This window comes from Rhodobaculum claviforme (assembly GCF_016653255.1).
Lineage (GTDB): Bacteria > Pseudomonadota > Alphaproteobacteria > Rhodobacterales > Rhodobacteraceae > Rhodobaculum > Rhodobaculum claviforme.
In genome coordinates, this window is record NZ_NHSD01000281.1 from 1 (window position 1) to 23,363 (window position 23,363).

General features: G+C 70.6%; 24 protein-coding genes. 18 read left to right on the forward strand and 6 right to left on the reverse strand.

Annotated features, from left to right (window positions below; translation table 11 throughout):
- The first annotated feature begins 29 nt into the window (after positions 1-29).
- The 3 genes from neuC (at position 30) to recJ (ending at position 4,042) form a co-directional block, all read left to right on the forward strand.
- Positions 30-1,157, forward strand: coding sequence for a UDP-N-acetylglucosamine 2-epimerase (gene neuC, locus CCR87_RS11540; RefSeq protein WP_201157674.1), 1,128 nt, complete (start codon positions 30-32; stop codon positions 1,155-1,157).
- Between the two features lie 127 nt (positions 1,158-1,284).
- On the forward strand, positions 1,285-2,268 hold the full coding sequence (gene glpX / locus CCR87_RS11545) for a class II fructose-bisphosphatase (RefSeq protein WP_201157675.1): 984 nt from the start codon (positions 1,285-1,287) through the stop codon (positions 2,266-2,268).
- Positions 2,269-2,296: 28 nt separating this feature from the next.
- Entirely contained in the window at positions 2,297-4,042 is a 1,746-nt protein-coding gene (gene recJ, locus CCR87_RS11550) for a single-stranded-DNA-specific exonuclease RecJ (RefSeq protein ID WP_201157676.1), read from the forward strand.
- A 41-nt stretch (positions 4,043-4,083) separates the two neighbouring features.
- Here recJ and CCR87_RS11555 read toward each other — a convergent pair whose 3' ends face one another.
- The 4 genes from CCR87_RS11555 to crtD form a co-directional block, all read right to left on the reverse strand.
- Positions 4,084-4,263, reverse strand: coding sequence for a hypothetical protein (locus CCR87_RS11555; protein WP_201157677.1), 180 nt, complete (start codon positions 4,261-4,263; stop codon positions 4,084-4,086).
- Between the two features lie 152 nt (positions 4,264-4,415).
- Positions 4,416-5,030 carry a hypothetical protein gene (locus CCR87_RS11560; protein ID WP_201157678.1) on the reverse strand — a complete coding sequence of 205 codons (615 nt, stop codon included), beginning with the start codon at positions 5,028-5,030 and terminating at the stop codon, positions 4,416-4,418.
- 295 nt (positions 5,031-5,325) lie between these two features.
- Positions 5,326-6,213, reverse strand: coding sequence for a carotenoid 1,2-hydratase (gene crtC / locus CCR87_RS11565; protein ID WP_338048918.1), 888 nt, complete (start codon positions 6,211-6,213; stop codon positions 5,326-5,328).
- A complete protein-coding gene (gene crtD / locus CCR87_RS11570; RefSeq protein WP_201157679.1) occupies positions 6,168-7,739 on the reverse strand; it encodes a 1-hydroxycarotenoid 3,4-desaturase CrtD in 1,572 nt (523 codons plus the stop codon). The genes crtC and crtD overlap by 46 nt, the downstream gene beginning before the upstream one ends.
- A gap of 116 nt (positions 7,740-7,855) precedes the next feature.
- Here crtD and CCR87_RS11575 point away from each other — a divergent pair, with 116 nt between their 5' ends.
- From CCR87_RS11575 to dxs, 14 genes are all read left to right on the forward strand, one after another.
- Positions 7,856-8,728, forward strand: a complete 873-nt coding sequence (locus CCR87_RS11575; RefSeq protein ID WP_201157680.1) for a polyprenyl synthetase family protein — start codon at positions 7,856-7,858, stop codon at positions 8,726-8,728.
- On the forward strand, positions 8,715-9,890 hold the full coding sequence (locus tag CCR87_RS11580; protein WP_242511976.1) for a methyltransferase: 1,176 nt from the start codon (positions 8,715-8,717) through the stop codon (positions 9,888-9,890). The genes CCR87_RS11575 and CCR87_RS11580 overlap by 14 nt, the downstream gene beginning before the upstream one ends.
- Before the next feature lie 131 nt (positions 9,891-10,021).
- Entirely contained in the window at positions 10,022-10,963 is a 942-nt protein-coding gene (bchC, locus tag CCR87_RS11585) for a chlorophyll synthesis pathway protein BchC (protein WP_201157681.1), read from the forward strand.
- Positions 10,960-11,961: a chlorophyllide a reductase iron protein subunit X gene (locus CCR87_RS11590; RefSeq protein WP_201157682.1), complete on the forward strand. Its 1,002-nt coding sequence runs from the start codon at positions 10,960-10,962 to the stop codon at positions 11,959-11,961. Before bchC ends, CCR87_RS11590 begins: the two co-directional genes overlap by 4 nt.
- Positions 11,954-12,145: a hypothetical protein gene (locus tag CCR87_RS11595; protein WP_201157683.1), complete on the forward strand. Its 192-nt coding sequence runs from the start codon at positions 11,954-11,956 to the stop codon at positions 12,143-12,145. The genes CCR87_RS11590 and CCR87_RS11595 overlap by 8 nt, the downstream gene beginning before the upstream one ends.
- Positions 12,142-13,728 (forward strand): chlorophyllide a reductase subunit Y, encoded by a 1,587-nt coding sequence (gene bchY, locus CCR87_RS11600; RefSeq protein WP_201157684.1) that lies wholly within the window; start codon positions 12,142-12,144, stop codon positions 13,726-13,728. The genes CCR87_RS11595 and bchY overlap by 4 nt, the downstream gene beginning before the upstream one ends.
- The gene (gene bchZ / locus CCR87_RS11605; protein ID WP_201157685.1) at positions 13,728-15,206 is read left to right on the forward strand and encodes a chlorophyllide a reductase subunit Z; all 1,479 of its coding nucleotides are present in this window, start codon (positions 13,728-13,730) and stop codon (positions 15,204-15,206) included. Before bchY ends, bchZ begins: the two co-directional genes overlap by 1 nt.
- Positions 15,203-15,430, forward strand: a complete 228-nt coding sequence (gene pufQ, locus CCR87_RS11610) for a cytochrome PufQ (protein WP_201157686.1) — start codon at positions 15,203-15,205, stop codon at positions 15,428-15,430. Before bchZ ends, pufQ begins: the two co-directional genes overlap by 4 nt.
- A 158-nt stretch (positions 15,431-15,588) precedes the next feature.
- On the forward strand, positions 15,589-15,738 hold the full coding sequence (gene pufB, locus CCR87_RS11615) for a light-harvesting antenna LH1, beta subunit (RefSeq protein ID WP_201157687.1): 150 nt from the start codon (positions 15,589-15,591) through the stop codon (positions 15,736-15,738).
- Positions 15,739-15,751: 13 nt separating this feature from the next.
- Complete coding sequence (gene pufA, locus CCR87_RS11620) at positions 15,752-15,922, forward strand: light-harvesting antenna LH1, alpha subunit (RefSeq protein ID WP_201157688.1); 171 nt, start codon at positions 15,752-15,754, stop codon at positions 15,920-15,922.
- A 154-nt stretch (positions 15,923-16,076) separates the two neighbouring features.
- The gene (gene pufL / locus CCR87_RS11625; RefSeq protein ID WP_201157689.1) at positions 16,077-16,961 is read left to right on the forward strand and encodes a photosynthetic reaction center subunit L; all 885 of its coding nucleotides are present in this window, start codon (positions 16,077-16,079) and stop codon (positions 16,959-16,961) included.
- 1 nt (position 16,962) lies between these two features.
- Positions 16,963-17,967, forward strand: a complete 1,005-nt coding sequence (gene pufM, locus CCR87_RS11630) for a photosynthetic reaction center subunit M (protein ID WP_201157690.1) — start codon at positions 16,963-16,965, stop codon at positions 17,965-17,967.
- The gene (pufC, locus tag CCR87_RS11635; RefSeq protein WP_201157691.1) at positions 17,967-19,058 is read left to right on the forward strand and encodes a photosynthetic reaction center cytochrome PufC; all 1,092 of its coding nucleotides are present in this window, start codon (positions 17,967-17,969) and stop codon (positions 19,056-19,058) included. The genes pufM and pufC overlap by 1 nt, the downstream gene beginning before the upstream one ends.
- A 207-nt stretch (positions 19,059-19,265) precedes the next feature.
- Entirely contained in the window at positions 19,266-21,182 is a 1,917-nt protein-coding gene (dxs, locus tag CCR87_RS11640) for a 1-deoxy-D-xylulose-5-phosphate synthase (RefSeq protein ID WP_201157692.1), read from the forward strand.
- Between the two features lie 9 nt (positions 21,183-21,191).
- Here dxs and CCR87_RS11645 read toward each other — a convergent pair whose 3' ends face one another.
- Both CCR87_RS11645 and truB read right to left on the reverse strand, forming a co-directional pair.
- Positions 21,192-21,560 carry a DsrE family protein gene (locus tag CCR87_RS11645; protein WP_201157693.1) on the reverse strand — a complete coding sequence of 123 codons (369 nt, stop codon included), beginning with the start codon at positions 21,558-21,560 and terminating at the stop codon, positions 21,192-21,194.
- A 6-nt stretch (positions 21,561-21,566) separates the two neighbouring features.
- Positions 21,567-22,469: a tRNA pseudouridine(55) synthase TruB gene (gene truB, locus CCR87_RS11650; RefSeq protein WP_201157694.1), complete on the reverse strand. Its 903-nt coding sequence runs from the start codon at positions 22,467-22,469 to the stop codon at positions 21,567-21,569.
- Between the two features lie 334 nt (positions 22,470-22,803).
- Between truB and CCR87_RS11655 the strand changes: the two genes are divergently transcribed.
- Positions 22,804-23,363 (forward strand): glycosyltransferase (locus tag CCR87_RS11655; RefSeq protein WP_201157695.1); only part of this gene is annotated, 560 nt, incomplete at its 3' end.

A 23,363-nucleotide genomic window follows, 5' to 3' on the forward strand; every position in this document is an offset into this window, starting at 1 on the left:
ACCCCCACCCCACCGCCAGAGGACCTGCCATGCCCCGCCACATCCTGTTCGTCACCGGCACCCGCGCGGATTTCGGCAAGCTGGAGCCGCTGGCGGCGGCGGCGCGCGACGCGGGCTTCCGGGTGGGGATTTTTGTGACCGGCATGCACATGCTCGACCGCTACGGGCTGACCAAGCTGGAGGTCCACCGGATGCCCGGCGTGGCGGTGGCCGAGTTCCTCAACCAGCGCGAGGGCGACCCGCAGGACATGATCTTCGCCAAGACCGTGATCGGGTTCTCGGATTACGTCCGGCAGGCGCGGCCTGACCTGATCGTGGTGCATGGCGACCGGGTGGAGGCGATGGCCACCGCCTTTGTCGCCGCCACCAACAACCTGCGCTGCGCCCATGTGGAGGGGGGCGAGGTCTCGGGCACCATCGACGAGGTGTTCCGCCACTGCAACACCAAGCTCGCGGCGCTGCATCTGGTCAGCTCTGACACCGCGCGCGCGCGCGTGCTGGCGATGGGCGAGGACGCGGCCTCGGTCGCCGTCATCGGCTCGCCCGAGATCGACAGCCACGCGCGCCCCTCCGGCGTGGACATGGCCGAGGTGCGCGCGCGCTATGCCATCCCGTTCGACGACTGCGGCATCGCGGTGTTCCACCCGGTGACGTCCGAGCCCGACATCGGCGACCAGGCGGCGGCGTTCTTCGGCGCGCTGGAGGCGTCGGGCCGGGCGTTCGTGGTGATCCACCCCAACAACGACCCGGGCTGCGAGGACATCATGGCGGTGATCCGCGCGCTGCCCGGGGATCGGTTCCGGGCGCTGCCGTCGATGCGGTTCGCCTATTTCTCGGAGCTTCTGCGCAACGCGGCCGTGATCGTGGGCAATTCCTCGGCCGGGGTGCGCGAGGCGCCGTTCCTGGGGATCCCCAGCCTGGATGTGGGCACGCGCCAGACCAACCGCGCGCGGGGGCCCTCGCTCAGCCGTGCGGCGGCGCGGGACGGTGCCGCAATCGCCGCGTTTCTGGCGCGGCAGTGGGGCCGCCGGTACCCGCGCGACACCCAGTTCGGACAGGGTGACGCGGCGGCGGCGTTCGTGGCGGTGCTGCGTGACCCCGCGACATGGGACCGCCCGTTGCAGAAGCGCTTCCACGACCGGCCGCCGCAGGGCTGAGCGGCGGCGCGGGGCGCGCCTTTGACCACAAGCGCTGTGTCCCGGGCCGCGCCGGCTTGCCAGTGCTTGTGCCGCGCCCCCCGGTGGCGCTATGTGGGCGCCATCGCAGTGGCGGGAGGGGCCCAGAATGATCGACACGATCCCGACGACCGACTCGGGCGTCTTTCACGACCGGATGCTATCGCTGGGTCTTGCCCGCGTGTCCGAGGCCGCGGCGCTGGCCGCCGCCCGTCTGGTGGGGCGCGGCGACGAGAAGGCCGCCGACCAGGCCGCGGTGGACGCCATGCGCCGGCAGCTCAACCTGCTGGACATCGACGGCGTCGTGGTGATCGGTGAGGGCGAGCGGGACGAGGCGCCCATGCTGTTCATCGGCGAAAAGGTCGGCACCGGCGAAGGCCCCGCGGTGGACATCGCGCTGGACCCGCTGGAGGGCACGACCCTGACGGCGAAGGACATGCCCAACGCGCTGGCGGTCATCGCCATGGCCCCGCGCGGCAGCATGCTGCATGCCCCGGACGTCTACATGGACAAGCTGGCGATCGGGCCGGGCTACCCCACGGATGTCGTCAGCCTGGACATGACCCCGGCCGAGCGGGTGCGCGCGCTGGCCAAGGCGCGCGGCTGTTCGATCGCCGACATCACGGTGTGCGTGCTCGAACGCCCCCGCCATGACGACCTCATCGCCGAGGTCCGATCCACCGGCGCCGCGATCCGGCTGATCACCGATGGCGACGTCGCCGGCGTGATCCACTGCGCCGAGGCGCAGCGCACGGGCATCGACATGTACATGGGCTCGGGCGGCGCCCCCGAAGGGGTCCTGGCCGCGGCCGCGCTGCGCTGCATGGGAGGGCAGATGTGGGGCCGGCTGACATTCCGCAACGACGACGAGATCGGGCGCGCGCGCCGGGCCGGGATCACCGACCTCGACCGGATCTATGCCCGCGACGAGATGGTGACGGCCGACGTGATCTTTGCCGCCACCGGGGTCACCGACGGCTCCATCCTGCACGGCGTGCAGCGCGAGCCGGGCTGGCTGACCACCGACACGGTGCTGATGCGTTCGCGCACGGGATCGGTGCGCAAGATCAGCTATCGCACCCCCGCCAAGTGAGGCGGGCCCCGATGACGCGGCCCCTGTGATGCTGGACGACCCGCCACGCGCCTTTCTCGGGGTGGAGCGGTCGGCCACGGGCCGGCGCTGGATCGGGCCGGAGGCCGCGCTGGACCGCGCGGCCGAACGGCTGGTGCAGGTGGCCGGGCTTGCCCTGCCGGTGGCGCAGGTGCTGGCCGCGCGCGGTGTCGTGGCCGAGGGGGCGGCGGGGTTCCTTGCGCCCACGCTGCGCGACAGCCTGCCCGATCCGCGCAGCCTGCGCGACATGGATACCGCCGCCGCGCGGCTGCTGCGGGCCGTGGCGCGTGGCGAACGGATTGCGATCTTTGCAGATTATGACGTGGACGGGGGTGCCTCGGCGGCGCTCCTGATCGACTGGTTGCGGGCCATGGGGCGGGGGGCGACCCTCTATGTCCCCGACCGGATCGAGGAGGGCTACGGCCCCAACCCCACCGCGATGCGCGCGCTGGCCGATGCCCATGACCTGATCCTGTGCGTCGATTGCGGCACGCTGGGGCACGAGGCGCTGGCGGCGGCGGTCGGTGCGGATGTCGTGGTCATCGACCATCACCTGGGCGGGGAAACCCTGCCGCCCGCGCTGGCTGTCGTGAACCCCAACCGCGCGGACGAGACCGGCGACCTGCGCCATCTGTGCGCCGCGGCCGTGGTGTTTCTGGTGCTGGTGGAGGCGAACCGGCAGCTGCGCACCGGTGGCGCCGCCGGGCCGGATCTGTTGCCGATGCTGGATCTGGTGGCGCTGGCAACGGTGGCGGATGTGGCGCCGCTGGTGGGGGTCAACCGCGCGCTTGTGCGGCAGGGGCTGGCGGTGATGGCGCGGCGCGGGCGGCCGGGGCTGGTGGCGCTGGCGGATGCGGCCCGGCTGGAGGGGCCGCCGACGGCGCATGCGCTGGGATTCATCCTGGGGCCGCGGGTGAACGCGGGCGGCCGCGTGGGGCGCGCGGATCTGGGCGCGCGGCTGCTGGCGACGGATGACGCCGCCGAGGCCGCGGGCATCGCCGCGCGGCTGGAGGACCTGAACGCCGAGCGGCGCGAGATCGAGGCCGCCGTGCGCGCCGCCGCCCTGGCACAGGCCGAGGCGCGCGGGCTGGAGGCGCCGCTGGTGTGGGCCGCGGGCGACGGCTGGCACCCGGGCGTCGTCGGCATCGTCGCCGCCCGCCTGAAGGAGGCCGCCCACCGCCCCGCCGTGGTCATCGGCTTTGACGGGGATGTGGGCAAGGGCTCGGCCCGGTCGATCACCGGGGTCGATCTGGGCGCGGCGGTGCACCGGCTGGCCGCCGAGGGGCTGCTGGAGCGTGGCGGCGGGCACCGCATGGCCGCCGGCCTGACGCTGCGCCGCGCGCAGCTGGACCCCGCGATGGCGCGTCTGTCGGAGTTGCTGGCGGCACAGGGGGCGGGCGCGACGGGGGCGACGCCCCTGCGCCTTGATGGTGTCCTGAGCCCGGCGGCCGCCACGCCCGCGCTTGCCGAAAGCCTGGAGGCCGCGGGCCCCTTTGGCGCCGGCGCCCCGGCGCCGCGCTTTGCGCTGCCGGATGTGCGCGTGGCCTCGTTGCGGCGGATGGGGGCGGCGCATCTGTCGCTGCGTCTGGTGGGCGGGTTGGAGGCGGTGGCCTTCAACGTCGCCGGTACCCCCCTGGGGGCGGTGCTGGAGGCCGGAACCGGCGCCCCGCTGCATCTGGCGGGACGGTTGTCGGTGGACCGCTGGCAGGGGCGCGTGCGCGCCCGGCTGCAACTGGAAGACGCCGCGGCGGGGTGATCCCGCCACGGCGCGCCATGCGCACGATCAGATGTCGGAAATCATGTATCGGGCGGCTTGACGCCCGGCGGGGTCGTGTCCGGTGCATTCGCGGCAAGGGTGGACCGGCGCTTGTCCTGCTGGCGCCGCTTTTCCATCTCGACGGTGCTGCGATAGGCGAACACCAGAACGGCAAACAGTGTACCGAAGGCAAGAACGCCGATCAGTGCGGATGTATCCATGGGCGGACCTCCTCGTGTCGGGGTGCGAGCCGAGCGGGCGGCCCGCGCAACGATCGGGGTGCGCGGGATGGCGCGACCCTTCATCCCCCACAACGGTCGGGGCGCGCATGCGTTCCACGGTGCGTCGCCGGGCCGCGCCTGCGGGGCTGCGGTCAGTCCAGGGTGGAGTAGCTGAACCGGCGGTGCAGCGACCGCGTGCCGGAGCGCCGTCGCCGCGACCCTGAGCCCGACGTGCGTTGCGGATGCGGTGCCTCCTCGGCCGGGAGGGTGCGCGCGCTGGCCGTGGGGGTCTGCGGGACGATGTGGTGCACGCGCCGGTCCCAGTGGTCCGTCGGGGGCCAGTCGGTCGGACGTTCGCGCAGGCGGACGCCTGAGCCGGGCCGGTACTTGCCGCGGGCCCGGCTGCGGCGCCTGAGCAGCAGGCCGACCGTGAAGATCGCCGCGGTCATCAGCCAAAGCGCCGCGCCGATCAGCAGCGCGTCCTGGCGGGCGATGGGGCTGGGGGCGGCGTCGTCCGTGGCCAGGACCAACGCCTCCCACAGCCGGGCGGGGGCGGCGGCCAGGGCCCCCACCGCCGTCATGCCGGGCGCTGCGGCCAGTTGCCCCAGCACGCCCGGATCGCCATGGGAAAGCCCCGCATGGCGCGGACCGGCATGGGGCAGGATCGGCAACGCGGTCCCTTGCAGCGGATCGGCCTGCGCCAGAAGACTGATGGCCGGGGCAACGGTGGGCAGCCCCACCACCGCCGGATCGGTGGCGTGCGCCACCCGGTGCAGGGCGGCCGTCCCGCAGCGAAGCGCACCGTCTGCGGACCCCCCGCAGTCCATCGCCACCACAGCGTTCCGATGGATCGCCGCGGGGCTGGACCACGTCGTCTTGTGGCAATCCTCAGGGCCCCAACCCGCGCATATCATCGCTGTCGCGGCGACGATCGACACCATCATCGTGATTCGTCTCCAGGGAGAGCCTGCTTCATGACGAACACGTTAGAGGCACCTCACGGAAACGCAAGGTGCCATTCCCCTCATGCGGTTCGGGCGGTCAACCGTCGGTTGCTTCCGCTCACTCCGCCCAGCGCCAGTTCCGACGGCGCGGCACCTTGACCGCCAGCATCGGCTTGAGCCACGGCGAGGCGAACCGGTCGAGGTCGAGCGCCTCGTGCACGCCCACCGTCTCCTCGCCCTCATAGGCGGTGCGCACGGCCGAGCGGGTGTAGAACGGCGCGTCCAGCATCGCCTTGACCTGGCGGGGTTTGTAGCCCGGATCGGCGCGCGTCTCGCGCCGGACCGCCCACAGCGACCGCCGGAACCGGGTGCGCGGCGGGGGCGCGATGGTCCGGGCATTGCCCGCGCCGTCGAACAGCACGCCCACGCCCAGTTCGGAGCCGTCGCGGCGGGTGGCGTCATAGAAGCACACCGCGCCTTCGTCCGGGGTGCCCGACCGGATCGGGAACCGGCCCCACGTCCAGTAGCGGAAGTCGTCCTCCAGGGCTGCGGTGCCGAAATTGGCGTCGAAATACCCGTGCCCGGTCCAGGTCCAGCCGGGGCGGTCGATCTCCACCTCCACCCGCGACACCGGCGCGAAGGGGCGCCAGACGTGGCTGCCGTCGGGGACCAGCGGCAGCTCCACCCCGGTGATGGCGCTGGGGTGCACGGTGACGCGCCCGCGCAGGCGGCCAGGGTGGGGCAGGGTGGCCTCGTCGAAGTCGACCACCAGGCGGTCGCCCTGCCACGCGATGCGGGATGGGCCGACGCGCATCTCGTCGGTGGACAGCCGCAGCGCGGCCTCGCCCCGGTCGGTCATGGTCCAGCGCCCGCCGCGGCCATAGGTGACGACGTTGATGCAGCAGTGATCGGCGGGGTTCTTGCGCCCCGACCAGCGGTACCAGGGCGAGAACACCGACCCTATGAAGGCGATGATGGAGATCGCGTAGGCGCCGCAGTCGGAGATGGCGTCGACGTACCACCAGGCATATCCGTTCGCGGGGACGCCGATGTCGAAGCAGGGGCGTTCAAGATCGCCGCGGCCGCGTGCGCTCCTGAGAGGGTCGCCATGGGAATCCCCGCCCCCGGATGCGCGCCGCCCCCCGCCAGATAGAGGCCCGCCACCGCCGTCGCCGCCACCGGCCGGCGCAGCGAGGCCGTCAGCCCGTGCGGGCTCCGCCCGTAGAGGGAGCCGTCCGATCCGGGGAACAGCGCGTCGAAGCCCTGCGGCGTCGTCAGCGCCCTGTCCGGCGCGGGGGGATCGAAGCTGAGGCCGTGGCGCGCCAGTGTCGCGAACGTCAGATCCCGGCACTCCTGCATCCGACATGGGCCGGCTCCCTTGCTGGCGCCATGGGGTGGCGCGTTCATGATGGTCTCGAAGCGCTCGGGGCCGTCGGGGAGGGGCTGTCCCGCCCCGCGATCCTGTGCGCAGACATAGATGGTCGGATCCGTCGGCAGACGCCCTGCGGCAATGGGTCCGAACTCGGCCGCCGGGTCGGCGCCGAAAAAGACGTTGTGGTGCGCAAGGTCGCCCCGCGAGGGGCGCGCGGCAAAGGCCCAGACCTGCGCCGACAGGCTGCGCGGCGCGACCGCCGACCGCGGCACGGCGCGGCGCACCCCGGCGCCCAGCAGCCCGCGGTGCAGGGCGGCGGGGTCGCCGTTGAACACGATGCGATCGGCCGCGATGCGGGTGCCGTCACCCAGGATCGCGGCGGTTGCGCGGCCGTCGCGGACCTCGATGCGGGCGACATCGGCGCCGTGGTGAAAGACGGCGCCGCGGGCCCGGGCCAGCTGCGCCATGGCCTGCGCCAGCCGGTGCATGCCGCCGTCCACGCGCCAGACGCCGCGCGCCTCGGCGTGCCAGATCAGCGACAGGACCGCCGGCGACGCATCGGGGCTGCCGCCGACATAGGTGGCATAGCGGCCGAACAGCTGCCGCAGGCGCGGATCGGTGAACCGCCCCGCCAGCCGCCGCGCCAGCGTCGCGAACGGCCCCAGCGGCGCGATCAGGCGCGGCTGGCCCATGACCGTCGCCGCCAGCCGCCCGAACGCCGGGCGCGGGGCGCGCATCATCGGCGCATCGAAGGCGGCGAAGAGGCGCGCGGCCTCGGCGTCGAAGGCGCGGAACTCGGCCTCGGCCCGCGCGCCGGCAAGGGTGCGGATGGCCGCCGCGCTGGCGTCGGGGTCGGCGAACAGATCCAGCGTGCTTCCATCGGGCCACCAGTGCCGCGCCAGCAGCGGTTCGGGATGCAGGGTGACATGGTCGTCCAGACGCTCGCCCGTGGCGGCGAACAGGTCCTCGAACACCCAGCGCATGGTCATCACGGTGGGGCCCGCATCCACCGGTCCCGCGTCGCTGGGCAGGGTGCGCATCTTGCCGCCGGGGGTCGCGGCGCGTTCCAGCACGGTGACGGCGCACCCGGCATGGGCCAGCCGCAGGGCGGCCGCCAGCCCGCCCACCCCCGCTCCGATCACCACGATCCGTTCCGTCATGCCAACCCGCACCGCATCCACGATTGACTTGCGAGGATAGACTGTCCATTTTGATTTACAACCGGGTGTCAGGATTTAATGACACGCCCCCCGACCCTGATGCAGGAGAGCCGCCAATGACCGTCGCCCCCCAGATCCCGGGCCGTATTGAAGCCGCCCTGCAGGAGGCCATCGCAACCGCGCAGGCGGGCTCGGCGCCGCCGAAGCTGGCCTCGGCGCTGCATTACGCGGTGACGCCGGGGGGCGCGCGAATCCGGCCCACCATCCTGATGGCGGTGGCCACGGCCTGTGGCGACGACCGTCCCGCGCTGTCGGATGCCGCCGCCGCCGCGCTGGAGCTGGTGCACTGTGCCTCGCTGGTCCATGACGACATGCCCTGTTTCGACGACGCCGACATGCGGCGCGGCAAGCCCGCCGTGCACAAGGCCTATGGCGAGGCGCTGGCGCTGCTGACGGGTGATTCGCTGATCGTGCTCGGGTTCGAGGTCCTTGCCCGCGCCGCCCACCACGATCCGATGCGCGCCGCCCGGCTGGTGGGCACGCTGGCCCAGCGCACCGGATCGCCCGGCGGCATCTGCGCCGGTCAGGGCTGGGAGAGCGAGGACAGCATCGACCTGTCGGCCTATCATCAGGCCAAGACCGGCGCGCTGTTCATCGCCGCCACCCAGATGGGCGCCATCGCCGCAGGCCAGGAGCCCGAGCCCTGGCAGGAGCTGGGCGCGCGCATCGGCGAGGCGTTCCAGGTCGCCGACGATCTGCGCGACGCGCTGGGCGACGCCGACAGCCTGGGCAAGCCGGTCGGGCAGGACGCCGTCAACGGCCGCCCCAACGCGGTGCTGGAATACGGCGTGGACGGCGCGATTCGGCGGCTCAAGGACATCCTGGGCGGGGCCATCGCCTCCATCCCCTCCTGCGAGGGTGAGGCGATGCTGGCCCGGATGGTGCGGGCCCAGGCGGAACGGCTGACGCCGGTGCATGCCCGTGTCTGAGGGGGTGATGGACGGTGCCCGGCGCGGCCGCGGCCTGTCGGGCGGCTGGGCTGCATGGCGCAACCGGCTGATTGCCTCGCCGAGGTTCCAGAGCTGGGCGAGCCGGTTTCCCCTGACCCGCGGTCACACCCGCCGCGAGGGTGAGGCGATGATGGACCTCGTGGGCGGTTTCGTCGCCGCGCAGGTGCTGCAGGCGCTCGTGAGCCTCGATGTGCTGGAGGATCTGATGGAGGCGCCGCGCAGCGCCGAGGCGCTGGGCAAGCGCCACGGCATCGCGCCGCAGCGGATGGTGGCGCTTCTGGACGCCGGTGTGGCGCTGCGGCTGCTGGAGCGCACGGCCGGTGGCTGGCGCACGGCGGCGCGCGGCGCGGCGCTGGTGGGGGTGCCGGGCCTTCAGGGCATGATCCGCCACCACGATGTCTTCTACCGCGACATGGCCGACCCCGTGGCCTTGCTGCGCGGCGAGGCCGAGACCGGCCTTGCGCAGTTCTGGCCCTATGTCTTCGGCGCCGGTGGCGCGGTCGATCCCGAGGTGACCGCGCGCTACTCCGCCCTGATGGAGGACAGCCAGGGCATCGTCGCCGAGGAGACGCTGGACGCGATCAGCCTGCGCGGGGTGCGGCGGCTGATGGATGTGGGTGGCGGCACCGGGGCGTTCCTGCGCGCCGCCGGGCGGGCCGCGCCGGAGATCGCGCTGCAACTGTTCGACCTGCCCACCGTGGCCGAGGTCGCCCGGCGCCGGTTCGCCGAGGAGGGTTTTGCCGTGGGCGCGGGCGGGCGCGTGACGATCACGCCGGGCAGTTTTCGCGACGATCCGCTGCCGCGCGGGGCCGATGCCATCAGCCTGGTGCGGGTCCTTTATGACCACGACGACACCACCGTGCGCGGGCTTCTGTCAGCCGTGCTTGACAGCCTGCCGCCCGGCGGCCGGGTGATCGTGTCCGAGCCGATGGCCGGCGCCGCGCGGCCCAATGTCGCCGGAAACGTGTATTTCGCATTCTACTGCATGGCGATGCGCACCGGCCGGGCCCGCACCCCCGCCGAGATCTCCGGCCTTCTGGCACAGGCCGGATTCACCCGAATCCAGCAACCCGCGACCCGGCGGCCGTTCCTGACCTCGGTGGTCACGGCGCAAAAGCCCGCCGCGGCGGACGAAGTCTGACAGTTCGTGATTTTGTCTGTCCGTTTAGATTGACAGCGCGAACTGTCAGGTTAAACTGACACTCAAGCGACACCCTACCAAGTGAGTCCCCAGCGGGCTTCGGGTGCCGGAACCAGGGAGGCGCGAGACCCATGCAAGCAACGGCCGTCGTCCTCAGGGGCCCGCAGGATCTGGCGCTCGACCGGGTGAACCTGACTGCGCCGGGTCCACGCGATCTGGTGGTGGACATCACGCATTCGGGGATCTCGACCGGGACCGAAAAGCTGTTCTGGTCCGGCCAGATGCCGCCGTTCCCCGGCATGGGGTATCCGCTGGTTCCCGGCTACGAATCGGCCGGTGAGGTCGTCGAGGCGGGGTCGGACACCGGCTTCAAGGTCGGCGAGCGGGTCTTCGTGCCCGGCGCCAACTGCTACGGCGAGGTCAAGGGCCTGTTCGGTGGCGCCACCCGGCGCCTGGTGACCGACGTCGACCGCGTCACCCGCATCGACGGCGCCCTGGGCGCCGAAGGGGCGCTGCTGGCGCTGGCCGCGACCGCGCGCCACGCCATTGCGGGCATCGACAAGGCCATGCCCGACCTGATCGTGGGCCACGGCGTGCTGGGCCGGTTGCTCGCGCGCATCACCATCGCCGCCGGCGCGCCCGCGCCGACCGTGTGGGAGATCGACGCGGACCGGGCGCAGGGCGCCATGGGCTACGAGGTCATCCATCCCGATACCGATCCGCGCCGGGACTACCGCGCGATCTATGATGCGTCGGGCAACGGCGCGCTTCTCGACACCCTCATCACCCGCCTGTGCAAGGGCGGGGAGGTGGTGCTGGCGGGCTTCTACACAGCCCCCATCCAATTCGCGTTTCCTCCGGCCTTCATGAAGGAAGCACGTTTGCGAATCGCCGCGGAGTGGAGCCGTGACGATCTCGCCGCGACACGATCCCTGGTGGAATGCGGGGCGCTGTCGCTTTCGGGCCTGATCACCCACGAAGTCGCGGCAAGGGACGCATCGAGCGCCTATCGCACCGCCTTCGAGGACCCGGCCTGCCTCAAAATGATACTGAACTGGGGAGCCGAAGCATGACACTTGATGTGCCGAACCTGAAGGACATGGACCAGCGCCTGCGCGACGAGGCGCACGAACCGCTGGACGAGATCCACACCGCCCCGCCGACGAAGAAGACCCAGATCATCGCGATCTATGGCAAGGGCGGGATCGGCAAGTCGTTCACGCTGGCCAACCTGAGCTGCATGATGGCCGAGCAGGGCAAGCGCGTGCTGCTGATCGGCTGCGACCCGAAATCCGACACCACCTCGCTGCTGTTCGGCGGCAAGGCCTGCCCGACGATCATCCAGACCTCGTCCGAGAAGAAGCTCGCGGGCGAGGAGGTCAAGATCGGCGACGTCTGCTTCAAGCGCAACGGCGTGTTTGCGATGGAGCTGGGCGGACCTGAAGTGGGCCGCGGCTGCGGCGGGCGCGGCATCATCCACGGCTTCGAGCTGCTGGAGAAGCTGGGCTTCCACGACTGGGACTTCGACTATGTCCTGCTCGACTTTCTGGGCGACGTGGTGTGCGGCGGCTTCGGCCTGCCGATCGCGCGGGACATGGCGCAGAAGGTGATCCTGGTCGCCTCGAACGACCTGCAGTCGCTGTATGTCGCCAACAACGTCTGCTCGGCGGTGGAGTACTTCCGCAGGCTGGGCGGCAATGTCGGTGTCGCGGGCCTCGTCATCAACAAGGACGACGGCACCGGCGAGGCGCAGGCGTTTGCCCAGTCGGTCAACATCCCCGTGCTGGCCGCGATCCCGGCCGATGACGACCTGCGCAAGAAATCCGCCAACTACCAGATCGTCGGCACCGCCGCCGGTCCCTGGGGCGCGCTGTTCGCCGGTCTGTCCGACGCGGTCGGCGTGGCCCCCCCGGTGCGTCCCGCGCCGCTGAGCCAGGACGGCCTGCTGGCGCTGTTCGACAGCAAGGACACCGGCGGCGACGTCACGCTGGAGCCTGCGACCGACGCGGACATGCGCGGCAAATATGCCAAGCCGCAGAAGTCCCTCGAGGTGGTGTACGACGATGTTTGATCTCGACATCCTGACCCGCCTCGACTCCGGCCTTGACCGGATTGCCCCGCGGCAGGCCGGCATCGCGCCGACCGCCGGATGCCCCCGCATGGCCCGCGCCTCCATCGAGGAGGTGGTCCGCTGCCCCGAAATGCTGGCCCGCGGCATCTGCCCCGCCGCCCACCGCGACGAGGTGCCGGCATGACGGGTGAGGTGACCTATGACACGGCCCATGAGGCCGAAGTGATCGAGGGCGCCGCGCGCGAGGCGTCCGACGCCCGGGCCGCCGATGCGCCCGCGCTTCAGGGTGGTGACGGCATGGGCTGCCACGCCGGTGCCGCCGAGATGCGCCGCGCTGCCGAGATGTCCGGCAACTCCGAGATCCTGGAGCAATACCGCCGGGATTACCCGATGGGGCCGCACGACCAGCCGCAGAGCATGTGCCCCGCGTTCGGGAGCCTGCGTGTGGGCCTGCGGATGCGCCGGGTCGGCACGATCCTGTCGGGCTCGGCCTGCTGCGTCTACGGGCTGACCTTTGTCAGCCACTTCTATGGCGCGCGCCGGTCGGTGGGGTATGTGCCCTTCAACTCCGAAACCCTGGTGACCGGCAAGCTGTTCGAGGACATCCGCGAGGCGGTCCACGACATGGCCGACCCGGACCAGTACGACGCCATCGTGGTGACCAACCTGTGCGTGCCCACCGCGTCGGGTGTGCCGCTGCGGCTGCTGCCCAGCGAAATCAACGGGGTGCGCATCGTCGGCATCGACGTGCCGGGCTTTGGTGTGCCCACCCACGCCGAGGCCAAGGACGTGCTGGCCGGTGCGATGCTGAACTATGCCCGCGCCGAGGTGGAGGCCGGCCCCGTGCCGCGTCCCGTCGGTGGCCGCGCCGACCGCCCCACGGTCGCGATGCTGGGCGAGATGTTCCCCGCCGATCCCATGATGATCGGTGCGATGCTGGCGCCCATGGGCCTGGCCGCCGGTCCGGTCGTGCCCTGCCGCGAGTGGCGCGAGCTGTATGCCGCGCTCGATTGCGGCGCGGTGGCGGCGATCCACCCCTTCTACTCGGCCGCGATGCGGGAATTCACCGCCGCCGGTCGGCCCATCGTGGGCTCCGCGCCCGTGGGTCATGACGGCACGGCGCTGTGGCTGGCCAACATCGGCGATGCCTTCGGGATCGCCGCCGACAAGGTGGCCGCGGCGCAGAACGCCTTCCTTCCGGCGATCCGCGAGGCGCTGCTGAAGACCCCGGTCAAGGGCACCATCACGCTGTCGGGCTACGAGGGCTCGGAGCTGCTGGTCGCGCGCCTGCTGATCGAGAGCGGGGCGAATGTCCCCTATGTCGGCACCGCCTGCCATCGCACCGAACAGTCCCGCGCGGACCGCGAGTGGCTGGAGGCGCGCGGCGTCACGGTGAAATACCGCGCCAGCCTGGAGGACGATTGCGCCGCGATGGAGGCGATCCAGCCGGATCTCGCCATCGGCACCACCCCGGTCGTGCAGAAGGCCAAGGAGGCGGGTATCCCCGGCCTCTACTTCACCAACCTCATCTCGGCCCGTCCGCTGATGGGGCCGGCCGGGGCCGGGTCGCTCCAGGAGGTCGTGAATGCGGCCATGGGCAACAAGGCCCGCATGGACCACATGCGCGAATTCTTCGAGGGCGTGGGCACGGCCGAGACCGCCGGCGTCTGGGAGGGCACCCCCAACGTCCAGCCCCAGTTCCGCGAGCTGCATCTCAAGAAGCTCGAGAAGAAGCGCCGCGCGGCCAAGGCCGAGGAGATGATCTGATGCTCGTTCAGGATCATGATCGCGCCGGCGGCTACTGGGGGTCGGTTTACGCCTTCACCGCCATCAAGGGCCTTCAGGTCATCATCGACGGCCCCGTGGGCTGCGAGAACCTGCCGGTGACGTCCGTGCTGCACTACACCGACGCGCTGCCGCCGCACGAGCTGCCGATCGTCGTGACGGGCCTGTCCGAGGACGAGATGGGCCAGGGCACCGAGGACGCGATGAAGCGCGCCTGGGATACGCTGGACCCCGCGTTGCCGTCGGTGGTCGTCACCGGCTCCATCGCCGAGATGATCGGCGGGGGCGTGACGCCGCAGGGCACCTCGATCCAGCGGTTCCTGCCGCGGACCATCGACGAGGACCAGTGGGAAAGCGCCGACCGGGCGATGACCTGGCTGTTCACCGAATACGGCATGACCAAGGGCCGGATGCCGAAGGAGGCGAAGCGCCCCGAGGGCGCGAAGCCCCGCGTCAACATCCTGGGTCCGATGTACGGCGTGTTCAACATGCCCTCGGACCTGGCCGAGATCCGCCGTCTGGTCGAAGGCATCGGCGCCGAGGTCAACATGGTCATGCCGCTGGGCTCGCACCTCGCGGACATGAACAAGCTGGTCAACGCCGACGTCAACGTCGTGATGTACCGCGAGTTCGGCCGCGGCCTCGCCGAGGTGCTGGGCAAGCCGTATCTGCAGGCCCCCATCGGGATCGAGAGCACGACGAAGTTCCTGCGGTCCCTGGGTGAAATGCTGGGGCTGGATCCCGAGCCGTTCATCGCGCGCGAAAAGCACTCGACCATCAAGCCGGTGTGGGATCTGTGGCGGTCGGTGACGCAGGACTTCTTTGCCACCGCAAGCTTCGCCATCGTGGCGAACGAGACCTATGCCCGCGGCATCCGCAACTTCCTGGAGGCCGATCTGGGCCTGCCCTGTGCCTTTGCGGTCGCCCGGGTGCGCGGCAAGAAGACCAACAACGTCGAGGTGCGCAACCTGATGCACACCAGGCGCCCCCTGGTGGTCATGGGCTCGATCAACGAGAAGATGTACATGGCGGAAATGAGCGGGGGGCACGGCCCCAAACCCGCCTTCATCCCCGCCTCGTTCCCCGGTGCCGCCATCCGGCGCGCCACGGGCACGCCCTTCATGGGCTATGCCGGGGCCACCTACATGGTCCAGGAAGTGTGCAACGCGCTGTTTGACGCGCTGTTCCACATCCTGCCGCTGGGCACCGAGATGGACCGGGCGGACGCGACCCCCACCACGCTTCGCCGCGATTTCCCCTGGGACGAGGACGCCCAGCGTCTTCTGGACCGGATCGTGGCCGAACACCCCATCCTGACACGGATTTCCGCAGCCAAGTCGCTGCGGGATGCCGCCGAGCGCGCCGCCCTTCAGGCGGGCGCCGAGCGGGTCGTGTGGGAAACCGTCGCGGCCCTTGCGCCCGGCAGACCCGAGTTGAAACGAGAGGGAGAGACGCAATGACCGATCATGCATTCGAGGTCCCCGCAGCCCGGGCGCACTGCCAGCGCCCCTCGCGGACCGAGTTTCGCGTCTACTTCGCGGTGATCTTCCTGGCCACGGTGCCGCTGGCGACGCTGACATGGGCGATGGCGCTCGTGCGCGGCGGCCGGCTGCCCGAGCGCGGCCCGATGGCCCGCGCCTGGAGCCAGGCGCACATCATCACGCCGATGATCTTCTCCGCCTGAGGCGGACTGGACCGGCAAGGAATTCCCCGCCCGCGCTTGGGTCGGGGAGAGAAGGTTCTTCCCTCCCCCCGGGGGGACGAACACGCGGCGGGGCATGAGGCCCTGTCGTTGCCCGGCCGCCGGGGAGCGCGGCATCAGTCAAACCTTTCGGAGGAAACATGGCTGATAAAACTGACCTGTCTTTCACGGGTCTCACCGACGAGCAAGCTCAAGAGCTGCACTCGGTCTACATGAGCGGGCTCTACCTGTTCACCGCCGTCGCTGTAGTGGCCCACCTGGCCGTCTACATCTGGCGCCCGTGGCTCTGAGGAGAAAATAGTCATGCAAAAGTTCTATAAAATCTGGCTGATCTTCGATCCGCGCCGCGTCTTCGTGGCTCAGGGCGTGTTCCTGTTCCTGCTCGCGGTGATGATCCACCTCGTGCTGCTGAGCACCCCCGGCTACAACTGGATTGCCGACGGTGGCCAGCGCGCCATCGAAGCGCGCCAGTGACGCCTGCCTAGGTCGGCGCGCGCCCTGCGGGGCCGCCGCGCCGACCGTCACCCTTGCTGCGGGCGGAAGCCCGGCTTTCGCCCGCAGCAATATGTCTTTCTTATGACGGCTGAGGCCCATTACCGGCAAGGCCGCCGAACGCGGAGTAAGACGCATGGCATTGCTGAGTTTCGAGCGAAAGTATCGCGTCCGCGGAGGGACGTTGGTCGGAGGCGACCTGTTCGACTTCTGGGTCGGACCGCTCTACGTGGGCTTCTTCGGTGTGACGACCGTATTCTTTGCGGTTCTGGGCACCATTCTCATTTTCTGGGGCGCCGCGCTGCAAGGCGAATGGAACCCTTGGCTGATCAACATCGCCCCGCCGGATCTGGCCTATGGCCTGGGCATGGCGCCGCTGGCCGAGGGCGGTCTGTGGCAGGTGATCACCGTCTGCGCGATCGGGGCATTCGTGTCCTGGGCCCTGCGCGAGGTCGAGATCTGCCGCAAGCTGGGCATCGGCTATCACGTGCCGGTCGCATTTGGCTTTGCGATCTTTGCCTATGTCACGCTGGTGGTGTTCCGGCCGCTGGCGATGGGCGCCTGGGGGCACGGCTTCCCCTATGGCATCTGGAGCCACCTCGACTGGGTGTCGAACGTCGGCTACGCCTACCTGCACTTCCATTACAACCCGGCGCACATGCTGGCGGTGACCTTCTTCTTCACCACCACGCTCGCGCTTGCACTTCACGGTGCGCTCGTTCTGTCGGCGGCCAACCCCGAGAAGGGGGAGGAGATGAAATCGCCCGACCACGAGGACACCTTCTTCCGTGACTTCATCGGCTATTCGGTCGGCCCGCTGGGCATCCACCGTGTCGGTCTGCTGCTGGCGCTCAATGCGGGCTTCTGGTCGGCGGTCTGTATCTTCATCTCCGGGCCCGTCTGGACCCAGGGCTGGCCCGAGTGGTGGAACTGGTGGCTCGACCTGCCGATCTGGCCGGCTGGCGATGCGGTGACTGGCAGCGCTGCCATGGAAGACGCCGCCATTCAGAGAGGGTACTGAGATGATCCGCCCCGAGTATCAGAATATCTTTACCCAGGTTCAGGTGCAGGGCGCACCTGAGTACGGGATGGACAACGAAAACAACATGGCCGAGGAGCGGGCGTTCACGCCGGGCTTCTCGTCCCTGGCGGGGTGGTTCGGCAACGCGCAGATCGGGCCGCTCTACCTCGGCTGGACCGGCCTTGTCTCCATCGCCACGGGTCTTGCCTGGTTCGTTATCGTGGGCCTCAACATGCTCGCGCATGTCGGCTGGTCGATCCCGGAATTCCTGCGCCAGCTGTTCTGGCTGGCGCAGGAGCCGCCGAGCCCCGAATACGGGCTGCAGTTCCCGCCGCTCAATGACGGTGGCTGGTTCCTGATCGCGAGCTTCTTCCTGCTCATCTCGGTGATGATGTGGTGGGTGCGCTCGTACCAGCTGGCGGTCATGCACAAGATGGGCAAGCACGTCGCCTGGGCGTTCCTGGCCGCGATCTGGCTGTTCCTCGTGCTGGGGCTGTTCCGCCCCATCCTGATGGGCTCCTGGTCGGAAGCCGTGCCCTACGGCATCTTCCCGCACCTTGACTGGACCACGGCGTTTTCGATCCGCTACGGCAACCTCTACTACAACCCCTTCCACGCGCTCTCGATCGTTTTCCTGTATGGCTCGGTGCTGCTGTTCGCCATGCACGGCGCGACGATCCTGGCCGTCACCCGCTTTGGCGGCGACCGCGAGCTGGAGCAGATCGTGGACCGTGGCACCGCGTCCGAACGGGCGGCGCTGTTCTGGCGCTGGACCATGGGCTTCAACGCCACGATGGAGGGGATTCACCGCTGGGCCTGGTGGTTTGCCGTTCTCACCCCGATCACGGGCGGTATCGGCATCCTGCTGACCGGGACCGTGGTCGACAACTGGTTCCTCTGGGCCGTCGAGAAGAACTTCGCGCCTGCCTATGACGGGGCCTATGGCTACGAGGCCTTCCCCGGAACCGGTGGTGTTCCCGCGACGGCCGTGATGGAGGGTCGGTGATGTTTCCGAAATGGTATGACAAGTGGAACAAGGACAATCCAACCAATGTCCTCGGCCCCGCCATCCTGGTGGGGGCCGCGGGGGCGGCCATCTTCACGGCCGGCATCTGGTGGGCGGTCTGGGACGGTCCCTATGACCAGCAAAGCATGCAGACCGGCCCGCGCGGCACGGGCATGCATGTGGCCCGCTTCGTCACGGACCTGAACACCCAGGACCCGACGATCGCGAACTACGTGACCTTTCCGCCGGTGATGCCCACCGAGGACAGCCAGCGCGCGGGCGACGTGATCGAGGGGGTCGAGCCGCTGCTGGCCGACCTCACGGTCGAGAACTATGAGCGTCTGATCGAAGGGATGCGGTCCTGGACCGGCATTCCCGACCTGCTGGAGCCAGGGCTGGAGAACTACCAGACCGTGGTGGCGCGCTCGATGATCCAGATGACGCAGGAGCTCAACGAGTTCTGGGGGGCGCACGTCAACCAGAACATCGGCGAGCGCAACGTGGGCGTCAGCTGCTACACCTGCCACCGGGGCGAGCCGGTTCCGACCCACAGCTGGTTCAAGCTGGGCAACGTGAACATGGCCGCGGCCGGCTGGTCGGCGAACCAGAACCGTGCCACCGTCCAGAGCCAGTTCACCGCGCTGCCGTCGGACGCGCTGGAGAAGTACCTGCTCGAGGACAACCCGATCAACGTGCACGACCTGGACGCGCGGGTGAACGACGCCACGCGCAACCCCGCCACCATCCAGGACACCTACCGCACCTACTCCCTGATGAACTACTTCTCCAACGCGGTGGGCGCGAACTGCACCTACTGCCACAACACCCGGGCGTTCTACGATCCCGCGCAGCACACGCCGCAGTGGACCATCGCGAACCTCGGCATCATCATGGTGCAGGAGATCAACAACGACTGGCTCGTGCCGCTGACCGACGAGTTCCCCGAGAACCGTCTCGGTCCCGTCTTTGGCGACGTCGCCAAGGTGGCCTGCGCGACCTGCCACAAGGGATACCAGCAGCCGATGCACCGGCTGGACATGATCTCGGACTGGCCGGAACTCGCGACCACCGGCGAGCCGTTCTACGAATGAGGGTGGGGCGGTGACACGCATCGCCGCCCCCCTTCCGGGGTTTCGGGCCACTAGCCGGGCCCGAGCTTACGGGGTCTCCACACCCCGGTTCCCTTCCTGTTGGCTACAGGGAACTGGCGCCGTGCCGGGCTTTGCCCGCGCACGGCGCACTTTTTCCGATCCATTCGTTATGCCCTTTGCCTTGCGTCATCCCGGGAGGACCACGCCATGACCAGACCCCACACGCCGACGCTCGACCGCGTGGCCGGTCCCGCCGATCTCAAGGCGCTGAGCGATGCCGACCTTGCCCGCCTGGCCCACGAGTTGCGCACCGAGACGATCAGCGCGGTGTCGGAAACCGGTGGCCACCTCGGCTCCTCGCTGGGGGTGGTGGAGCTGTCGGTGGCGATCCACGCCGTCTTCAACGCGCCGCATGACAAACTGGTGTGGGACGTCGGCCACCAGTGCTATCCCCACAAGATCCTGACCCACCGGCGCGACCGCATCCGCACCCTGCGCCAGGAAGGCGGGCTGTCGGGCTTCACCAAGCGCAGCGAGTCCGCGTTCGATCCGTTCGGGGCGGCGCATTCCTCGACCTCGATCTCGGCAGCCCTCGGCTTCACCGTGGCGCGCGACATGGGCCAGGCCACGGGCGACGCGATCGCCGTGATCGGGGATGGTGCCATCAGCGCCGGCATGGCCTATGAGGCGATGAACAACGCCGGCCATGAGGGGCGGCGGATGTTCGTGATCCTCAACGACAACGAGATGTCGATCGCGCCCCCCACCGGGGCGATGTCGAAGTACCTGTCGGGGCTGTGGACCGACACGCCGCTCGGTGCCCTCAAGGACATGGCCGAAGGCATCGAACGCGCGCTGCCCGGCCCGGTGCGCGAGGGTGCGCGCCGCGCCCGCCAGCTGGTGACCGGCATGCCCGGATCGGGTACGTTGTTCGAGGAGCTGGGCTTCACCTACATCGGCCCCATCGACGGCCACGACATGGACCAGCTGCTGGGCGTGCTGCGCGCGGCGCGGGCGCGGGCCACCGGGCCGGTGCTGATCCACGCCATGACCGTCAAGGGCAAGGGCTATCGCCCGGCCGAGGCGTCGGCGGACAAGTACCACGGCGTCGCCACCTTCGATGTCGCCAGCGGCGCGCAGAAGAAGTCCGTGTCGCACGCGCCCGCCTATACCAAGGTGTTCGGCCAGGCCCTGACGGACGAGGCCGCGCGCGACAGCCGCATCGTGGCGATCACCGCCGCCATGCCCTCGGGCACCGGCGTGGACATCATGGCCAAGCGCTTCCCCGCGCGGGTCTTTGACGTCGGCATCGCCGAGCAGCACGCCGTGACATTCGCGGCCGGCATGGCCGCCGGGGGCTTGCGTCCGTTCTGCGCGATCTACTCCACCTTCCTTCAGCGCGCCTATGACCAGGTGGTGCATGACGTGGCGCTGCAGAAGCTGCCGGTGCGCTTTGCCATCGACCGCGCGGGGCTGGTGGGGGCGGATGGGGCGACCCACGCGGGCGCGTTCGACACCGCCTATCTTGCCAACCTGCCGGGGTTCGTGGTGATGGCCGCGGGCGACGAGGCGGAGCTTGTGCACATGGTCGCCACCGCGACGGAGTACGACGAGGGCCCCATCGCCTTCCGCTATCCCCGCGGCGAGGGGATGGGCGTCGCGATGCCCGAGCGTGGCCTGCCGCTGGAGATCGGCAAGGGCCGCATCGTGCGCGAGGGCACGGGCGTCGCCATCCTGTCCTTTGGCGCGCATCTGTCGGAATGCCTCGTCGCCGCCGACGCGCTGGAGGCGCGCGGCGTGTCGGCCACCGTGGCCGACGCGCGGTTCGCCAAGCCGCTGGACACCGACCTGATCGCGCAGCTGGTGGCCCATCACGGCGCGCTGATCACCGTCGAACAGGGCGCCGAGGGCGGGTTCGGCGCGCAGGTGCTGCACTGGCTGGCGCGCACGGGGCGGCTGGACCGCGGCCTTGCGGTGCGCACCATGACCCTGCCGGACCGCTTCATCGACCACGCAAGCCCGGCGCGGATGTACGCCGAGGCGGGCCTGACCTCGGGCGATATCGTGGCGACCGCGCTGGGGGCGATGGGGGTGCCGACGCTCGACAGCGCGCGGCGGGCCTGAGGGGGGGCCTCAGTACCCCAGGCAGGTGTCGGCGGCGTCCGCCAGCGCCACCAGCATCGCCGGCGTGGCCAGCTGCGCCGGTGTCCCCAGGTCGGCCAGGATCGCCGGGTCCAGTCCCCGCCCCTGGAGCGACAGGCGCGAGACGCAGATCGTCCCACCCGCGGCCCCCAGCGCCGCCAGATGATCGGCCAGCACCCCGGTGCCCCGGCCGATCACCGTGGCAGGGCGCCCGGGTGCGAGGTTCTCCACCCCGTCACCGGCAAGGAACAGCGTGACCGCATGCCCCGCGCGCGCCGCCTCGGCCGCGATCAGCGCGCCCAGCGTGACCTTGTCGGGATCCTCCGGCCCGGTGTGGATCTGCACCAGAAAGCGCGACACCGGGCGTCAGTCCTTGCCGAAGACGCGGGTGGGGTGCAGCTCTCCGGCCTTGTAGATGCCGACGGCCAGCGCGCGGCCCTGGTAGCTCGCCCAGGCTTCTTCTCCGAACTCCGCCTCCGAGGCGAGGACGAGGCCCGGATTTCCGTTGCGCAGCCGGGCCGCGCCTTCGGGGCTGGCGGGCAGTTCGGGCAGATCCGCCAGCGCGGCCTCCAGCGGCAACAGGCGGGGCGTCAGCGCCTCGGGGCCGGTCTCGATGTCGGCGATGGTGGCGCCCGCGTCGGCGTCGAACGGTCCCGACCAGACACGCCGCAGCGCCACGACATGGCCCAGACATCCCAGCGCCTGCCCCAGATCGCGGGCGATGGCGCGCACATAGCCGCCCTTGCCGCAGACCATCTCCAGCTCGACGTGGTCGGGATCGGGGCGGGCGATCATCTCCAGGCTCTCGACCCACAGCGGGCGGGCGGCCAGCTCCGGTGCTGCGCCTTCGCGCGCAAGGTCATAGGCGCGTTGCCCCGCGACCTTGACCGCCGAATAGGCCGGCGGCACCTGCAGGATGTCGCCCCGGAACGGCGCCAGCCCGGCTTCGATGTCGGCGTCGGACGGGCGCAGGTCGCTGTGGGCGGTGGCGGTGCCCTCGGCGTCGTCGGTGTCGGTGGCGATGCCCAGCCGCACGGTAAAGCGGTAGCACTTCAGCGCGTCGGTGATGTAGGGGACGGTCTTGGTCGCCTCGCCCAGCGCGATCGCCAGCACGCCGGTTGCCATCGGATCGAGGGTGCCCGCGTGCCCCGCCTTCTGCGCGTCCAGCGCGCGGCGCACCGCGTTCACCACCGCGGTCGAGGTCATGCCGGCGGGTTTGTCCACCACCAGCCAGCCGTTGATCGCCTTGCCTCTGCGCCGCCGTGCCATGTCCGTCCCTTTCCTGAAAGCTGTCGCGCGGTAGCCCCCGGGGCCAGCCGGGTCAAGCCGCCCGCGCGCCCGCCGACGGTGTCCCAGGTGCCCCCGACACCCCCCTCCGCGACCCGGCGCACAGGTCGGCGCGCGGGCAGGCATGCGGGACTGCGGCGCACGGACGCATGGCGGGCTGGCGCGCCATGCCATCGGGAGGGGGGCGCCGGCCGCGCTGCGGGACAGTCACGGCGCGCCGGGGGGATGGTCTTGCGCCCCGGTGTGTTCGACACAGGCCCGACGGATCCGGCGCAATGAACCGCGCCGTCCCGCGTCGGTCAGAACAGGAGCCGTGATGCAGATCCCCGGTCCCGCATCCCCCGGGGCGGACACGGCACCGGCGGCGTTCGTCCCGGGGGCCGAGGCGCTGCGGATGCTGCCCCGGCGCATCCTCATCGTGACGGATGCATGGGCGCCGCAGGTCAACGGCGTTGTGCGCACCTATGAGGCCATCTCCGCTGTGCTGGTGCGGCGCGGCTGTACGGTGCGGGTCATCGGGCCGGGGGCGTTCGCGTCGGTGGCGCTGCCGTCCTATCCCGAGATCGCGCTGGCGCTGGCACCGTATCGCCGGCTGTGCGCGATGATCGCGGCCTTCGAGCCCGAGGCGATCCACATCGCGGTCGAGGGGCCGCTGGGCTGGGCCGCGCGGCGCTGGTGCCTGCGCCATGGGCGTGCGTTCTCGACCGCGTTTCACACCAACTTTCCCGCCTACGCCGCGCAGCGGGTTCCGGGGCCGCTGCGCCGTCCGGTGGCGGCGGCCACGCTGGCGGCGCTGCGGCGGTTCCACGGGGCGGCCCGGCTGACGTATGTGGCCACCCCCTCGATCGAAGGGGCGCTGCGCGGCTGGGGGGTGGG

Bases quoted from the DNA above. Each gene is read 5' to 3' on its own strand.
- neuC (WP_201157674.1), top strand. From the start codon at position 30: ATGCCCCGCCACATCCTGTTCGTCACCGGCACCCGCGCGGATTTCGGC.
- glpX (WP_201157675.1), top strand. From the start codon at position 1,285: ATGATCGACACGATCCCGACGACCGACTCGGGCGTCTTTCACGACCGG.
- recJ (WP_201157676.1), top strand. From the start codon at position 2,297: ATGCTGGACGACCCGCCACGCGCCTTTCTCGGGGTGGAGCGGTCGGCC.
- CCR87_RS11555 (WP_201157677.1), bottom strand. From the start codon at position 4,263: ATGGATACATCCGCACTGATCGGCGTTCTTGCCTTCGGTACACTGTTT.
- crtD (WP_201157679.1), bottom strand. From the start codon at position 7,739: ATGACGGAACGGATCGTGGTGATCGGAGCGGGGGTGGGCGGGCTGGCG.
- CCR87_RS11575 (WP_201157680.1), top strand. From the start codon at position 7,856: ATGACCGTCGCCCCCCAGATCCCGGGCCGTATTGAAGCCGCCCTGCAG.
- CCR87_RS11580 (WP_242511976.1), top strand. From the start codon at position 8,715: ATGCCCGTGTCTGAGGGGGTGATGGACGGTGCCCGGCGCGGCCGCGGC.
- bchC (WP_201157681.1), top strand. From the start codon at position 10,022: ATGCAAGCAACGGCCGTCGTCCTCAGGGGCCCGCAGGATCTGGCGCTC.
- CCR87_RS11590 (WP_201157682.1), top strand. From the start codon at position 10,960: ATGACACTTGATGTGCCGAACCTGAAGGACATGGACCAGCGCCTGCGC.
- CCR87_RS11595 (WP_201157683.1), top strand. From the start codon at position 11,954: ATGTTTGATCTCGACATCCTGACCCGCCTCGACTCCGGCCTTGACCGG.
- bchY (WP_201157684.1), top strand. From the start codon at position 12,142: ATGACGGGTGAGGTGACCTATGACACGGCCCATGAGGCCGAAGTGATC.
- bchZ (WP_201157685.1), top strand. From the start codon at position 13,728: ATGCTCGTTCAGGATCATGATCGCGCCGGCGGCTACTGGGGGTCGGTT.
- pufQ (WP_201157686.1), top strand. From the start codon at position 15,203: ATGACCGATCATGCATTCGAGGTCCCCGCAGCCCGGGCGCACTGCCAG.
- pufB (WP_201157687.1), top strand. From the start codon at position 15,589: ATGGCTGATAAAACTGACCTGTCTTTCACGGGTCTCACCGACGAGCAA.
- pufA (WP_201157688.1), top strand. From the start codon at position 15,752: ATGCAAAAGTTCTATAAAATCTGGCTGATCTTCGATCCGCGCCGCGTC.
- pufL (WP_201157689.1), top strand. From the start codon at position 16,077: ATGGCATTGCTGAGTTTCGAGCGAAAGTATCGCGTCCGCGGAGGGACG.
- pufM (WP_201157690.1), top strand. From the start codon at position 16,963: ATGATCCGCCCCGAGTATCAGAATATCTTTACCCAGGTTCAGGTGCAG.
- pufC (WP_201157691.1), top strand. From the start codon at position 17,967: ATGTTTCCGAAATGGTATGACAAGTGGAACAAGGACAATCCAACCAAT.
- dxs (WP_201157692.1), top strand. From the start codon at position 19,266: ATGACCAGACCCCACACGCCGACGCTCGACCGCGTGGCCGGTCCCGCC.
- truB (WP_201157694.1), bottom strand. From the start codon at position 22,469: ATGGCACGGCGGCGCAGAGGCAAGGCGATCAACGGCTGGCTGGTGGTG.